This window comes from Fundidesulfovibrio butyratiphilus (genome assembly GCF_054657235.1).
Window position 1 is genome coordinate 310,456 of sequence record NZ_BAAHXA010000003.1, and the last position, 15,647, is coordinate 326,102.

The following is a 15,647-nucleotide window of genomic DNA, read 5'->3' on the forward strand; positions in this document are numbered from 1 at the left end:
CATACGCCAACAAACGCCAAGAGGTGCCCTGCCCATGCCGAGGTTCTTTTCGAAAAGCATCGCCAACCGACTCGTTTCCCTGTTTCTGCTCGTGTCGCTTTTACCCACCGTGGTCATCGGCATGGTGAGTTTTCTTTCCAGCAAGGCCTCCCTGGAGGAAAGCGCCTTCCGGGAACTGGCCGGCTCGCACCGCGACAAGCTGCAAAGCCTGGTCGACCGCCTGGGCATGACCCTCGACGCCCTGAACCTGTTGGCCCAGACGCCTTCGACCCTGACGGCCATCCAGCGCGTGGAAAAACTCAAGGCCGCCCAGAACCTGCCTCCCCAGGGCGCCATGAACGTCCAGAGCAAGGAATACCAAGCGCTCCACGCCGAACTCGATCCCTTTTTCCGCAAGGTGTCCGGCCAGATGGACGGCAAGCAGCTCTACCTGATCAGCGCCGACGGCTACGTGCTCTACAGCACCGGGAAAGGCGCCGACCTGGGAGCCTGCCTGGCGGCCTCCCCGGCCAAGGACCTGGGCCTGGGCAAGCTCTGGGCCGCCGTCATGCGGGGCAAGCGGGCCACCCTGAGCGACTTCACCCCCTACCCGCCCTTGGGCGGTCCGGCCGCGTTCGCCGGATCCCCCGTGCTGAACGCCTCCGGCGAACTGGCGGGAGTGGTGGCCACGGCCATTCGTCCGACTTTCGTCTCCGACATTCTCAAGGACAACTCCGGCACCTCCAGCACCAAGGAATTCGACCTGGTGGGTGAAGACAAGCTCATGCGTAGCGAACTGCGTTTCGGCGACGGCTCCTCGGCCATCATCAGGGAGAAGGCCGACACCCTGGCCGTGAACGCCGGCCTGCGCGGCGGCGAAGGCGTGAGCGTCGAATCCGACTACCGGGGCGAACCCTGTCTCAAGCACTACTCCCTGGTGGACCTGAAAAAGCTCTTCGGAACGGACTTCAACTGGGCCCTGGTCTCCAAGATCGACGAGGCCGAAGCCCTGGCGCCCATCAAGGCCCTGGCCATCAAGCTGCTGCTCCTGGGCGCGGCCGTGGCGGCCGGCGTCTCCCTGCTGGGCTACACGCTGGCCCAGGGACTGGCCGGTCCCATACGCCGCATCACGGAACTGGTCGTCCAGGCCGGGGAAGGCAACCTGACCGGCGACACGGACCAGTCCGCCCTGGACCGACAGGACGAACTGGGCCTTTTGGCCCAGGCCTACGCCAAGACCAAGGACAGCCTGCGCGCCCAGATCGAGGAGATCAAACGCGGAGCCAACATCCTGGCCTCGTCCTCCACGCAGATTTCGGCCTCCATCGCCGAAGTCACGGCCGGAGCGGCGGAGACCGCGGCTTCGGTCACCGAAACCACGGCCACGGTGGAGGAACTGCGCCAGACCGTGGAGCTTGGCAGCCAGAAGGCCAAGTCCGTGTCCGAAAACGCCCGACAGACCATGGAGATATCCCACGCCGGACAAAAGGCCACCGAACAGATCAGCGACGAAATGGCCCGAATCAGCCAACAGATGGAAGCCATCGCCGACAGCATCATGAGCCTTTCCGAGCAGAGCCAATCCATCGGGGAAATCATCGCCACCGTGGACAGCATCGCCGAACAGTCGAACATCCTCTCGGTGAACGCCTCCATCGAGGCGGCCAAGGCCGGGGAGCACGGCAAGGGCTTTTCCGTGGTCGCCCAGGAAATCAAGAACCTGGCCGCCCAGTCCAAGGACGCCACCCGCAGCGTGCGCCACATTCTTTCCGACATTCAGAAAGCCACCAGCGCCGCCGTGCTGGCCACCGAACAGGGCAACAAGGCCGTGGAGTCCGGGGCCGCCCAGGTGGGACGCGCCCGCGAAGCCGTGCTCTCCCTCGACGACAGCATCCAGAGCGCCGCCCAGGTAGCGAGCCTGATCACCGTTTCCAGCGAACAACAGCTCACGGGCGTGGAGCAGTTGGCCCTTTCCATGGTCAACATCAAGGACGCCACCCACCAGAACGTCGACAGCATGCGCCAACTCGAGGACGCCACGCGCTCGCTCAAGGAACTCGGCCAACGCCTGATCGGCCTGGTCCAGCAGTACAAGGTGTAGGATGGAACTGAGCGAGGAGCAATTCCTGGAGGAATTGCGCAAGGCCTTTCTTATAGAAGCCCAGGAGCATATCGAGGCCATCACCTCGGGACTCCTGGACATGGAAGGCGCGCAGGATCCGCAGGAGGCGGTCAAGACCCTGGAGACCGTCTACCGCTGCGCCCACAGCATGAAAGGGGCCTCCCGAGCGGTGAACCTCTCCGGTCTGGAGTCGGTTTCGCACTCCCTGGAGAGCCTGCTGCTCGCCTACAAACGCGGGGCCGTCGGGTTCACCGCGCGCCACTACGACGTGATGCTGCGGGCGGCCGACGTCATGAGCCGCTCCCTGGACCCGGACTCGAACGTGAGCGAGGCCGACCTGCTGGCCCTGGCCGACGAACTGGAAATCCTGGCCAAGGGCGACGAGGCCGGCGCCCCCCCCGCGCCCGCCCCGGCTGCCGCGACGCCCTCCGCTCCGACCACGGGGTTCGCCCCCCCGCCCGCCCCAACCGCACCGGCCCCGCCCGCCCCGCAAGCTCCTGCCGCCGAGGCGAGGACTCCCGAGCCCGCGCTTGGGTCCGAGGCCGGCGCCCATGCGCCCGCGCCTGGCACTCATGCGCCCGCGCCCGCCGCCATGGTCCAGCCCGCGCCCGCCGCGCTGAAAACGCCCGGGGAAAACGTCGACTCCTGCCAGGCCGCAGCGCCCCCCTCCGAGTCCCAGGAGCGGCCCGCAAACGACGCGGGGCAGCAAGAGACGGTCCGCGTCCGGGTGGAACGCCTGGGGAGCCTGTTGGTCCGGGGCGAGGAGCTGCTTTCGGTCAAGCAGGCCCTGTGGCAACGCATCGCCGACATGGAGGAAATCGACGCCAAACTTTCCCGCTGGGAAAAGGATTCCCAACGCGCGGTCGCGCGCTCGCGCGCCCTGCGCGCCTCGCGCCAGCGCCAGGACGCCGATCCCGAACGCGATTGGGAAAAAGCCCAGCGCCTGTTCGAGCACCTGGACCTGGGGCTTTCCCGGGTGAAAACCTTGCGCCAGAGCCTGGAAGGCCTGGGTCAGGCCCTGCGCGGCGATTTCAAGAGCGCGTCCCAATTGACCGAGGAGTTGCTCGACCAGACCAAGGAAACCCTGATGTTTCCTTTCGGCTCCATCACGGCCATTTTTCCCAAGATGGTGCGCGACATCGCCCGGGAACTGGGCAAGGACGTCCGGTTCACCCTGTCGGGCGAAAACGTGGAGATGGACCGGCGCATTCTGGAAGAGCTCAAGGCTCCGCTCATCCACCTGCTGCGCAACGCCCTGGACCACGGCCTGGAGCCGCCGGCCGACCGCAAGCGCCTGGGCAAGCCCGCCCAAGGCCTGGTGAGCCTTTCCGTGCACGAATCCGGCGCCGGCAAGGTGGAGGTCGTGGTGGCCGACGACGGCCGGGGAGTCAACATCGCCAAACTGGCCTCCGTCGGGGTGCGTTCCGGTCTCATCAGCCCGGAGGAAGCCCAGAATCCCGGGCCCGACACCCTGCTGAGGCTGATTTTTTCCTCCGGGCTTTCCACCAGCCCCATCATCACCGACCTGTCCGGGCGCGGCGTGGGCATGGCCATCGTGGAAGAAAACGTGCGCAAACTGGGCGGCTCGGTCGGCCTGGAGACCGAAGAGGGACAGGGAACCGCCTTCAGCCTGCGCATTCCGGTGAAGCTGGCCACCTTTCGCGGCGTCCTGGTGCGCGCCGAAACCCGGCGTTTCGTCCTGCCCACGGTCAACGTGGAGCGGGTGCTGTTGGCCAACCCGGCCGACGTCGGGACCGTGGGCAACGCCAGCGCCATCACCGTGGGGACCAAGTCCCTCTCCCTGGTCTGGCTGGGAGACGCGCTGGGCCTGCCCAGGACGCGAAAAGCCGCTCCCGGGGCCTGGCTGCACGTGGTGCTGGCGGCCTCGGGCGAGACCCGCATGGCCTTCGCCGTGGACGAAGTGGACGGCGAGCAGGAAGTGCTCTTCAAGCGCCTGGGCGGTCAACTGGCCGGACTGGCCAACATCGCCGGGGCCACCATCCTGGGCTCGGGAGAAATCGTGCCCATCCTGAACGTGGCCGACCTCATGAAGTCCGCCCTGGCCTCGGGATCCGGGCGTTTGGCCGGCCCTTCCCCGGAACTCGCCGGCGAGGCCGGACCCCGGAACAAATCCATTTTGGTGGTGGAGGATTCCATCACTTCGCGCATGCTGCTCAAGGGCATTCTCGAAGCCGCGGGCTACCAGGTGCTCACCGCCGTGGACGGACTGGACGGCCTGACCACCCTCAAGACGGAAGACGTGGACATGGTCATCACCGACGTGGAAATGCCCCGCATGGACGGCTTCGCCCTGACCCGTAGCGTGCGCGAAACGCCCAAGCTGGCCGAGTTGCCCGTGGTCCTGGTCACGGCCCGGGGATCGCGCGAGGACCGGGAGCGCGGCGTGGAGGTCGGGGCCAACGCCTACATCGTCAAGAGCGGATTCGACCAGAGCAACCTGCTCCAGGTCATTCAAAAAATGTTGTAACCGGAATACGCACCCCGACAGGACGAGGAATGATCAAGGTTTTGGTGGTGGACGACACGCCGGTGATGCGCTTGCTGTTGTCGCGAATTCTGGGCAAGGATCACGAGATCGAAATCGTGGGCTTGGCCCATAACGGCCAGGAAGCCGTGGATCTGGTCAAGGCCCTGAGACCCGATGTGGTCACCATGGACCTTTTCATGCCCGTACTGGACGGCTATCAGGCCACCAGCCGCATCATGGAACAGTGTCCCACCCCCGTGGTCATCGTCAGCGCCGCCTATCACCCGGAAGAAGTGGAGATGACTTTCAGAGCCCTCAAGGCCGGAGCCGTGGCCATACTGGAAAAGCCCTTCAGTTCGTTCGACGAACGCCACGAAGTTTCGGCCAGGGAACTCATCTCCACGGTCAAGCTCATGAGTCAGGTCAAGTTGGTCACCAGACGCCCGGAACGAGCCCATCCGCCCAAGCATCGGCCCGCCCCCCCCGCCGGCCGATGCCACACGGAGCCGGCACCGGAACCCCGTCCCGCCAAGCCCCGGGAAGGCCTGGGCGACATACGGGCCGTGGCCCTCGCCGCCTCCACCGGGGGGCCGCCGGTGCTTCAGTCCATCCTGTCCGCCCTGCCCGGCAATTTTCCCCTGCCCGTGTTTCTCGTCCAGCACATCACCACGAATTTCGTGCAGGGCCTGGCGGACTGGCTGAACGTCACTTCGGCGCTGCCCGTGCGCCTGGCCGAACACAACGAAATCGTCGAACCCGGCGTGTGCTACCTGGCTCCGGGCGGCTTCCACCTGCAAGTGCGACCGGGCCAACGCATTGCACTTTCCCCCTGCTCGGCCGAAAGAGGGGCCATTTGCCCCTCGGCTTCCCTTCTCTTGGAGAGTATGCTGCGCTCCTACGGCCACAATTCGCTCAACGTCCTGCTCACGGGGATGGGGCGCGACGGCGTGGAGGAGCTTTTGCGCCTGCGTCGGGCCGGGGCCCTTACCGTGGCCCAGGACAAGGCCAGTTGCGTGGTGTTCGGCATGCCCGGGGAAGCCGTCAAGACAGGAGCCGCCGAGTTGGTGCTGACCCCTACCGAAATCGTCGAACTCTTGCGCAAGGTAGCCAGCGAGGTGGGCCGCGCAGGCGCTCGCCAACAGAATAATCCGCAATCCGTCAGGAGTGAGTGAGATGAGCGACATCCTCGTCGTCGAAGACAGCCTTACCCAAGCCATGCGGCTCAAATATCTGCTGGAAAAAAACGGTCGGAAAGTCCGCGTGGCTCGGGACGGCCTGCAGGCCCTGGATGAACTGGCCGCCGCCAAGCCCGACGTGGTCATCACCGACGTCATGATGCCCAAGATGAACGGCTACGAATTGTGCCGCACCATCAAGCAGGACGAAGCCCTCAAGGAAATCCCCGTGGTCATCGTGACCACGTTGTCCAACCCGGCCGACGTGATCAAGGGACTGCAATGCGGAGCGAACAACTTCATCATCAAGCCCTACGAGGAACACTACCTGCTCTCGCGTCTGCGCCATCTCGAGGTCAACATCGAACTGCGCAAGAATCGAGGCGCGGAAATGGCCATGGAGGTGTTTTTCGCCGGGGAGAAGCATCTGGTCAATTCCGAGCGCATGCAGATCATCGACCTCCTGCTTTCCACCTTCGAAATGGCCGTCCATCAGAGCCAAAGCCTGGAGGTCTCCAACCGCGAGCTGCGCAATTCGCTCGAAACCATCAAGGCCCTGGAGCTCAACTACCGCACCCTGCTGGAAAAAAGCCCTGACGCCATCGTGGTGTGCGACCAGAACAACGTGGTGCGTTTCGCCAACCCCGCGGCCGAGGGACTGTTCGGACAGTCCGTGGATGTCATCGCGGGCAACCGGTTCGACCTGAACATTTCCCCGGGCGACAACAAGGAAGTCACCATCACGCGCGCCGACGGTCAGAGCCTGGTGGCCCAGGTGTGGGCCGTGCGCACCAACTGGGACGGCGAGGAAGTCTGCCTGGCCTCGTTTCGCGACATCACCGAACGCGTGCGCCTGCACGAGGAGCTCGAACGTCTGGCCCGCACCGACCCCCTGACCGGAATCAACAACCGCCGGGGCTTCTTTTCCGCAGCCGAAAGCCTGATGCGCCTGGCTCAGCGCCTCGGCAGGCGTCTGGCCTTTCTGTTCATCGACATCGACGGATTCAAGCACATAAACGACCGGTTCGGCCACGACCTGGGCGACGCCATGCTGCAGGCCTTCGGGGCCATCCTGCGCGAGGCCTTTCGCGAAAGCGACGTTTGCGGACGCATCGGCGGCGACGAGTTCGCGGTGCTGTGTATGGAAAACGAGGAAATGAACCTCGCCGGCATCTCGTCCCGTCTGACCACCCTGGTGGAACGGTACAACCGCGACACCCCCAACCTGCCCGCCCCCCTGGCCGTGAGCGTGGGCAGCCAAGTGATCGAGAGCACCGAACGCCTGACCCTGGAAGACCTGCTGCGTCGTTCGGACGCGCTCATGTACGAACACAAGCGCACGAAATGCCACGAGGAACAAAACTGCGGATGACCGGGACACCGAAAGCTCTCTTCAGGTCCGTTGACCGCCCGGATTGCGACGCATGATCCCCACCGACGTCACCATCCTGGTCGTGGAGGACAGCCTGACCCAGCGCATGCGCATGGAGCATCTGCTGCAAAAGGCCGGTTACGTCACCCTGGGCGCGGCCGACGCCGAACACGCCCTGGCCCTGCTGGCCGAACGCCCGGTCACCCTGGCGGTCAGCGACATCGTCATGCCGGGCATGAACGGCTACGAACTCTGTCGGGCCATCCGCAAGCTTCCCGGCAGGCGGGATTTGCCCGTGATCCTGCTCACCACGCTTTCCGACCCGCTCGACATCATCCGGGGCGTTTCCTGCGGAGCCAACGCCTTCGTCACCAAGCCGTATCGGGAGGACTTCCTGCTCGAACGGGTGGCCTATGCCCTGGACAACCTGCACAAGCCCTGCGCGACCCAGGACGGAGAACCGCCCTGCATCGTGTTCAAGGGCCAGACCTATCCCCTGGACAGCCCGACCCCGGCGGCCCTGGACCTGCTCATCTCGGTCTACGAGGACTCCGTGCTGCGCAACGCCCAATTGGCCGAGGTCAACATCGCGCTCACCCGCAGCACCGAAGAACTGGAGCAACTGGCCCGCGACCTGAAGGCCGAGGTGGCCCAGCGTCGCGAGGTGGAGTCCGCCCTGCGCCAAAGCGAGGAGCGTTACCGGGAACTGGCCGTGACCGATCCCCTCACGGGGCTGAGCAACAGGCGGAATTTCTTTCAGAAAGCCGAGGCCGAAGTGCGTCGCTCCGCACGCCACGGACACGATTTGTGCCTGGTGATGGCCGACATCGACCATTTCAAGAACATCAACGACACCTTCGGCCACGGAGCCGGCGACACCGTGCTTCAGGCGGTGGCGAGAGTCCTTAAGGACAGACTGCGTTGTTCGGACCTTGTGGCCCGTTACGGCGGCGAGGAATTCATCATGCTGCTGCCGGAAACCAGCGCCCAGGGAGGCGAAGTGCTGGCCGAAACCCTGCGTTCGGCCCTGCAAGACCTGCTCGTGGACACCGATTCCGGCCTGGTGCGCCTGACCGCGAGTTTGGGCGTGGGCACGCTCCTTCCGGCCCGGGCGCGCGCCATGGGAGCCCAAGCCTCCCTCCACGAGGTCATCACCCAGGCGGACCAAGCCCTCTACCAATCCAAACGGACGGGGCGCAACCGGGTTTGTCTGCTGCCGCGCGTTTAAACGTCCGCCGCCAAGCGCACGCGACGCTTTTTCCCGCCCCCGGCCCGCTACGAAGGGAAATTACTCGGGATAGGCCATGCGACAATAGCGCTGGCAATCCACGTTGGCCGAGCCCGGTATGATGAGCCAGCACGGGTCCAGGGCGTTCCTGGAACTCTGCTGGTTGTAGATGCTCTGACAGGCCTCGCTACAGGCCTTGCGGGACGCGAAGGTCTGGTCGAAGACCGTCTGGTATTCGTCACAGATGGAGATGTTGTCGCAGGAGATTCTGCGCCCGCCGGACTGGTAGCAGTCTCCGGCGAACTCCGACCAGGTCATGACTCTGCCCGAAGTTTGCGTGCATCCCGGAAGAACGCACAAAAGCCCGACCAGAAGCAGGGCCGCCAACACGAAACGGACCGCGCCCATGACAATTCTCCTCCAAGCCTCTCGTCGCGTGGGGGTTACGGCCAGACAGCGGGCCTTGCGTGAACGCGCACGACGCTTGTGCCTTCAATCTATCCTTGCATGGGGGCTTTCGGCAAGAAAAACAGCCGCCTCGCCCTGTCGGATCACGCAAGCGGCCCCGGCATGGCCAGACGGCGCGGTCGCGGAGCGCTCAAGCGGGCGACCCCGCCCCCGCAACGCGCGGCCAGGCTACGCGACATCCTCCGCCTTTCCGGAACGTTCCTCGCGCGTCCGTTCTCAGCCCTGATTCGAAAGGGCCTCCAGAAAGATCTTTTCGACATCTTTCGCGCTAAGAGCGCGGGGATTGGTGGTCATGCACGGGTCCAGGACGGCCAGCGCGGACAAGCGCGCCACATCGGCCTGCTTCACCCCCACCTGAGCCAGAGTCTGCGTGACTCCACACGCCTTGCGGAAGTTCTGAAACGTCGCGACCACCTCGTCCAGGGAGCCGCCAGGCGCGCCCGGGGGGTACTTTTCTCCAAGTATTTCCGCCAGGCGCGCGAAGCGCTCGGGCGCCGCGCCATAGTTGCACTTGATAACGTATTCGAGCAACAAGGCGTTGCACAGGCCGTGGGGCAGGTCCAGATACCCGCCCAGGCTGTGCGCCATGGCGTGCACCGCGCCCAGGATGGCGTTGGAAAAGGACAATCCGGCCAACAGACAGGCGTGCAGCATCCTGGATCGAAGCTCTATGTCGTCGGGCCGGGTCACGACCTTGGGCAGGTTGTCCCGAATCAGGGCCACGGCTTCCAGGGCCAGGATATCGGTCAGGGGGGAGCTGGCGTTGGAGACGTAGGCCTCCACGGCGTGGGCCAGGGCGTCGAGTCCGGTATGCGCGGTGAGTTCCGGGGGCATGGAGACGGTCAGCTCCGGGTCGAGCAGGGAGGCGTCCGGCACCATGAGCTTGCTCACGATGGCGATCTTCACCTTGCGCCCGGTATCGGTGATGATGGCGAACTGCGAAACGTCCGCGGCCGATCCCGCCGTGGTGGGAATGCAGATGAGCGGCGGGCCGGGCAAGGGCACGTTGTCCGCCCCTTCGAAATCCAGGATGTTTCCGCCGTTGGCGATCACGATGCCGATGCCCTTGGCGCAATCCATGGCGCTGCCTCCGCCCACGGCCACCAGCATATCGCACTTCTTGGCGGCGTAGACGGAAGCTCCGGCCATGACCTGGACATCGCGGGGATTGGCGCTGACGTCGCAGAAATCGACCACGGACACCCCTTGCGCGCGCAGGCTCGCGCGCACCGGTTCCACCAAGCCGTGGCCGCGCACCCCGGGATCGCTCACCAGCAGCGCGGCGTTGCCGCCCAGGTTGCGCGCGTAACGTCCCGCCAGGGTTGCGCAACCTTGGCCAAAGACAAATTTCGGAGCTAAAAACTTGCGCGGGGAGCTAAACGAAGGGTCGGGCACCGCTTCTTCCTTCCTTTGGAATACGAATATCCGAGAGTTCATAGCGCCATCCGGCGAAAGGTGACAAGAAGAATCGCCCGGGAAGACTTGATCCCGCTTGGCGCCCCGGCTACTGGAGAATCAAGAAAGAACGCGTCGCCAGAACCGGTCGCCCCGCCAGGGCGCCCGGACCGCGCGGCGCGAATCGACATGCAACCTCAAGAAAGGAAACGGAAAATGCGCACCCTTGTCCCCGCCTGCCTGTTCGTCCTGCTCCTGGCCGCCTGCACCCCCACCCCCCGCCCGTCCACGCCGCCCGCCACGCGCGTGACCTTTGAGCAGGTGGACGTGAACAAGGACGGCAAAGTCAGCCTGGAAGAAATCCTCACCGTGACGAAAAATCCCGACCGCTCGGCGGTGGAGCGCCACTTCAAGGCCCGCAACTGGAAGGGTGACGGCTATCTGGATCGCGACCAGTTCGACGCCTGGCGCGAAGTGGAATTCGACGGCGACATGTAAGAGCCCTCCGCCCCCCCATGGACGGCGTCCCGTGGGGGGACCCGGAACAACAACGCCCGCCCGACGCCAAACCCCGCGCGGGGATTCCCGGGCGGTCGAAGGCGTTTTTTCACGCGTCAAAACTCCGGCGAGCGCTCAACTTTCGACGGCGTACAGCCTGGAGCCGGCCGGGGTGTCCTCCACCCGCAGGCCCAGCGACTCGATCTCCGCGCGCAGTTGGTCGGCCTGTTCGAAACTTTTGGCGGCGCGGGCGTTCTCCCGCAGCCCCACCAGGACATCCGCCCCCTCGGGCCAATCGGCCCTGGCCAGGGGCAAGCGGCCCCTGTCGAGCACGCCGAGCACCGCGTCCACGGACCGCAACCCTTCCAGATAGGCCTGGGCTTCGCCCGGCGCGCAGGCGTTGGCCTGCCGGCAGTAGGCGAAAAGCCGAGGCCAGAAACGGTGCAGGGAGAGGTCATCTTCCACGGCCTGGTCCAGGCAGGACGTGAGTTCGTCCGCCCGGGTCTTGGCCTCTTGCGAGGGATGCGCGCCGGGGGCGCAGGTGTGCAGCGCGTTGGCGGCGGCCTCCTGCACCTTGCGCCAGTTTCTGGTCCACATGGCCAAGGTCTTTTCCGAAGCGTCCAGGGGCTTGCGGTAATGCACGCCCAAAAGCCACATGCGCACCGCTCCGAACGATCCCATGGACCGGGCCAGGTCGCGCACGTCGAGCCCCTGGCCGGACTGTCCGCGCATGGCGCCGCACACCATCCAGACCTGGGGAGCGGTCGCGTAGCCGTAGCGCCAGATGGCGCGCAGGTTTTCCAGGTGGGGGAAGGCCTGGCCCTCGCCGGCCAGCACGACGGAAAGCCGGTCCAGCCCCTTCATGGCGCAAACGGCCATCTGAAGGAACCAGCTCGGCCGGACGTTTCCCCATTCGGTGCGCACCATCTGATCGAGCTTGAGATCCTGCAGGCTGACGCGCTTGAACAGGGTGAAGTCCTGCGGATGGTCCTTGAGGTAGGCGTCCAGGTCCACGGTCTTGCCCAGGGCCAACTTGCTCAGGTCCGCGTGGGAGAGCGAACCGTAATCCTTGTCGCGCGCCACGTCGAAATAGACCGAGCGCAACTTCTCGTAGCATAGTCCCTTGCCCATGAGCTTGCGCACCAGGGAGGGCATGTCGTCCACAGCGTCGCCGGCGGCCGTGAAGGCCGCTCCCGAGCCCATGGAAAGGGCCAAATCCGCAAGCTCCACGCGCACCTGACGCAAAAAATCCTCACGGCTGAGTCCCTGGGCTCTGGCCGCCGCCAGGGTCCTGTCCTCCAGATCGGCCAGGCCCACCCCCAGGCGGCAGGACACCTCGCGCTGGCCCTGGTGGCGGGCCAAAACGTCGAGCAGGGCGATCCGGCGCCAGCACTGGGCGTCGCCGGGTTCGTCCAGGCTGGGTCCCGGGGTGTAGAGGCCAAGCCCCGCGCCCGTGGCCGGATGCACCAGCCGGTCGCCTTCCACGCTGGAAAGCGCCAGGCCCTTTTCCGCCGGATCGGAAAAAAGATCCGTGGAGAGGTAGCGTTCCCCGCTGTCGGGCAGGATGACCACCACCAGCCCGGATTCCAGCTCGGAGCAGACCCTGACCGCCCCGGCCACGGCCGCGCCGCCGCTCATGCCGGCCAGCACGCCCTCTTCCCGGGCCATGCGCCGGGCCATGGAAAAGGCTTCTTCGTCCTCCACGCGCAGCACCATGTCCATGACGCGTTTGTCGTAGATGCCGGGCGGATAGGACTCCTGCATGTTCTTGAGGCCCTGGATGCGATGCCCGGGGCCGGGCTCCACCGCCACGATTTTGACGGCGGGATTCAATTCCTTGAGTCTCTTGGCGATGCCCATGGCCGTGCCCGTGGTGCCCAGCGTGGCCACCACGTGGGTAACGCGTCCGTCGGTCTGGTCCCAGATTTCCTGGCCGGTTCCCCTGTAGTGGGCTTCGATGCTGGCCTGGTTGTTGTACTGGTCCATGAGCACATATTTTTCCGGGTGCTCGCGGGCCAGGCGGTAGGCTTCCTCGATGGCCCCGTCGGTCCCCATGTGCCCGGGCGTGAGGCGAATCTGCGCCCCGTAGGCCCGCAGGATGCGCTTTCTTTCCTCGGAAGCCGAGGCGGACATGATGAGCGTGATGGGATACCCCCGCACCGCGCAGACCATGGCCAGCCCGATCCCCGTGTTGCCCGAGGTGGCCTCGATCACGGTCTTGCCCGGAGTGAGTTCGCCCGAGGCTTCGGCGGCCTCGATCATGGCCAGGGCCACCCTGTCCTTGATGGACCCGCCGGGATTTTTCGATTCGAGCTTGGCCACGAGTTCGACCGGACCGCCGGGTCCGACGCGCCGCAGACGAAGCAACGGGGTATGGCCGACAAGGCCGAGTATGTCGAAAGCTTCCATGCCCAAGGGTTTAGGGCAAAGCCTTCCCCCTGGCAAGGAACTTGCTTAAGGTGCATCATGACTACCCTGCACATGTACCTCACCGGCAATCTGGAGACCCTGGCCGCCAAGGGCGAACCCGTCGCCACCTGGCTGGCCCAGTCCGGCACGAACGTCGAACAGGCCCTGGAGCGCGTGTTCCTGAACCGCTTCAATCTGCTGGATTGGCGCATGGACAGCGGTACCGGGCTGGTGGAAAACGCTCCCCCCCTGCCCGTGCTCTACAGGGAGTGGAGACCCGCCGACGAGCCGGAAAAGGACGCCACGGTCATCGTTGGAGCCAATCTGGGCTACGGTCTCAACCATGTGCTTTCCGGCACGCCCAACACCCACAAGGTGCTGGTGATCGAGCCGCGCCCGGACATGCTCCTGGCCTGCCTGGGCCAGACCGATTACCGCCCCTTCATAGAAGCCGGCAAGTTGCGCTTTATCGTGCCCACTCACGACCAGGTGGAAAAGGCCATTCAACAACTTGACATCAACCTCTGTTACGGACGCATCCACCTGCGGGCCGACGTGCCCAGCCAGCAGATCGGACCGGTCTACGCCCAATGGGTCCACATCGCCCGGGGCAAGCTGGAAAACTTTTCCGTCGAACTGGCCACCCTGCGCTCCAAGCAGGAAGTCATGGTGGGCAACGAGCTCAAGAACTACATGCACGCCATGCGCAACGGCAGCCTGATCAAGATGAAGGGCTTGGCCCAGGGCATGACCGCCGTGATCCTGGGCGCGGGGCCGTCGCTGGCCGACACCGGACCGCTGCTCGCCCAGCGCCCCGGCCACGCTCTCTACGCCGCGGCGCTGCAAACCCTGCCCGCCCTGGAGCGCGTGGGGCTCAAGCCCGACATGTGTCTGGCCATCGACTTTCGCCACGAGATGATGCGCCTCTACGACAACCTGCGAGATACCAGTTGGCTGGCCGACCTGCCCCTGGTCTATTCCACCAAGCTCGATCCCGAGGTGGTGAGCCGCTATCCCGGACCCAAGATCCCTCTGTGGACCATGGGCGGACTGGGCACCTACGTGTTTCAGGACCATGAACTGGTGCTCGACGCCGGCGGCAACGTGGGCGTCACCCTGGCCCGGTTCCTCACCTGGTGCGGAGTGAGCCGCATCGTGCTGGCCGGACAGGATTTCTCCTGGAAGGGAGAGCACTCCCACGCGCCCGGCCACCACGCCCACGCCAACATCCAGAACTACGATCCCAAGCGCGACGTGCAGTTGACCAACCTCTGGGGCGAGACCATCGTCTCCAACGTGGGATATCTGTCGGCCAAGCGCGACCTGGAAAAGGACCTGCGCTCAGCCCAAATTCCGGTCTTCAACCTCTACGGGGGCGGTGTGGAAATCGAAGGCAGCCGCGTGGTGGGCTTTGAGGAGTGCCATCAGAAGGGGCTGCTCACCAGCGAACCCGGCGCCAAGGAACGCTTTCTGTCCGGTCTGGCCCGGGCCAACCAGCCACGCGTGCGCCCGGTGTACCAGTCGCGCTTGGCCCAGTGGAACAACTCGCTTCGCCACGCCACCAAGCAGTTGGAAAAGCACATGAAGAAGCCGGCCAAGCACCAGGCCGACATCAACAAGCTGCTGAGCGGCGTGCTGTTCTTCCTGCGCCAGGATCCCCTCTACCTGCCCTACCTCTACAACGAGGTCATGGACATGGCCGCCCTGGTCAAGACCAAGGCCGTCTACCGCCCCGCCGACATGGGACAGTTCAAGGCCATCGTGAAGCGCACGCTGGTCAAGATCCGGGAGATGGACGCGGTCCTGGGGGCTTCGGAAAATGGGAACGGAAACGGAGGAAAGAAGTTGGTGGCGGCGTGAGGAAACGCGCAAACGGCTAACTGTTAAAAAGGTCGATTCTTGCAGCCTGTTCAAAAAACTTGCTGCCAAGGCGCTCAAAAAGGTCAAGCCCTAAGCGGAGTTGGCATCCGTTGAGGGGGTGCGTTTTCCGCAGCAACGCGGCCAGCAAGGATTTTTCAACAGACTGCAAAAATTGACTTTTTCAACGAGCTGATAGCGCTCACTCATCCCCCCTCACGGCTCCACCGACAGTTCCCGGAACAGCCCCGCCAATTTCCTGGGGTCGGCGGGGGCGATGGTTGTTTGACCGTGGTTCCACAGGGCGAAACGTAGCGTCACCGTGTTTTCTCCGGCTTTGGCCGTGAACGCCGCTTCCCGTCGCGCGCTCGGATCGGGCGGAAAGACTCCCGCCTGAGCGCCGTTTACCAGTACCGTCACCGTCTGCCCGGGCAAGGGGGACGTAAAGCGAAACACCAGGCGCAGTGGCCCGGCCTGGCCGGTTCGAAACCGCAACGTGGTTTCGGGACCGGAAAGCCAACGCTCGCCCAGCCCGTCGACCACGTCCAGGTTGCCAAGCCCCCTGGCCACAACGCCGGGCGTCGGGTCGGCGGCCATGAAATCCAAAGGAAACGTCGCCGGAGCGGATGCGCCATTTGACCTGTCACACCCCCAGA

Annotated in this window: 11 protein-coding genes; 7 read left to right on the forward strand and 4 right to left on the reverse strand. The window is 65.0% G+C overall.

Translation table 11 applies throughout. From position 1 onward, the window contains the following. Window positions 1-34 precede the first annotated feature (34 nt). From ACYQ01_RS17395 to ACYQ01_RS17415, 5 genes are read left to right on the forward strand one after another with little or no spacing between them, the layout of a single operon-like run. Window positions 35-2,080, forward strand: a complete 2,046-nt coding sequence (locus ACYQ01_RS17395) for a methyl-accepting chemotaxis protein (protein ID WP_459935086.1) — start codon at window positions 35-37, stop codon at window positions 2,078-2,080. 1 nt (window position 2,081) lies between these two features. Continuing rightward, window positions 2,082-4,589, forward strand: a complete 2,508-nt coding sequence (locus ACYQ01_RS17400) for a hybrid sensor histidine kinase/response regulator (protein ID WP_459935087.1) — start codon at window positions 2,082-2,084, stop codon at window positions 4,587-4,589. Between the two features lie 29 nt (window positions 4,590-4,618). Further along, complete coding sequence (gene cheB / locus ACYQ01_RS17405) at window positions 4,619-5,761, forward strand: chemotaxis-specific protein-glutamate methyltransferase CheB (RefSeq protein ID WP_459935088.1); 1,143 nt, start codon at window positions 4,619-4,621, stop codon at window positions 5,759-5,761. A gap of 1 nt (window position 5,762) precedes the next feature. Continuing rightward, the gene (locus tag ACYQ01_RS17410) at window positions 5,763-7,136 is read left to right on the forward strand and encodes a diguanylate cyclase (protein ID WP_459935089.1); all 1,374 of its coding nucleotides are present in this window, start codon (window positions 5,763-5,765) and stop codon (window positions 7,134-7,136) included. A 52-nt stretch (window positions 7,137-7,188) separates the two neighbouring features. Further along, on the forward strand, window positions 7,189-8,364 hold the full coding sequence (locus ACYQ01_RS17415; RefSeq protein WP_459935090.1) for a diguanylate cyclase: 1,176 nt from the start codon (window positions 7,189-7,191) through the stop codon (window positions 8,362-8,364). Window positions 8,365-8,424: 60 nt separating this feature from the next. On the opposite strand, the gene ACYQ01_RS17420 is transcribed toward ACYQ01_RS17415, so the two are convergent. Continuing rightward, window positions 8,425-8,772 carry a hypothetical protein gene (locus ACYQ01_RS17420; RefSeq protein ID WP_459935091.1) on the reverse strand — a complete coding sequence of 116 codons (348 nt, stop codon included), beginning with the start codon at window positions 8,770-8,772 and terminating at the stop codon, window positions 8,425-8,427. 276 nt (window positions 8,773-9,048) lie between these two features. Then, window positions 9,049-10,227, reverse strand: coding sequence for an alcohol dehydrogenase-like regulatory protein ErcA (gene ercA, locus ACYQ01_RS17425; protein WP_459935092.1), 1,179 nt, complete (start codon window positions 10,225-10,227; stop codon window positions 9,049-9,051). A 216-nt stretch (window positions 10,228-10,443) separates the two neighbouring features. Here ercA and ACYQ01_RS17430 point away from each other — a divergent pair, with 216 nt between their 5' ends. Then, window positions 10,444-10,725, forward strand: a complete 282-nt coding sequence (locus ACYQ01_RS17430; protein ID WP_459935093.1) for an EF-hand domain-containing protein — start codon at window positions 10,444-10,446, stop codon at window positions 10,723-10,725. A 135-nt stretch (window positions 10,726-10,860) separates the two neighbouring features. Here the strand turns inward: ACYQ01_RS17430 and ACYQ01_RS17435 are convergent, their stop codons facing one another. Further along, on the reverse strand, window positions 10,861-13,134 hold the full coding sequence (locus ACYQ01_RS17435) for a cysteine synthase (protein WP_459935094.1): 2,274 nt from the start codon (window positions 13,132-13,134) through the stop codon (window positions 10,861-10,863). A gap of 57 nt (window positions 13,135-13,191) precedes the next feature. Here ACYQ01_RS17435 and ACYQ01_RS17440 point away from each other — a divergent pair, with 57 nt between their 5' ends. After that, on the forward strand, window positions 13,192-14,994 hold the full coding sequence (locus ACYQ01_RS17440) for a motility associated factor glycosyltransferase family protein (protein ID WP_459935095.1): 1,803 nt from the start codon (window positions 13,192-13,194) through the stop codon (window positions 14,992-14,994). 213 nt (window positions 14,995-15,207) lie between these two features. On the opposite strand, the gene ACYQ01_RS17445 is transcribed toward ACYQ01_RS17440, so the two are convergent. Beyond that, window positions 15,208-15,588, reverse strand: a complete 381-nt coding sequence (locus tag ACYQ01_RS17445; RefSeq protein ID WP_459935096.1) for a hypothetical protein — start codon at window positions 15,586-15,588, stop codon at window positions 15,208-15,210. Window positions 15,589-15,647: the final 59 nt, after the last annotated feature.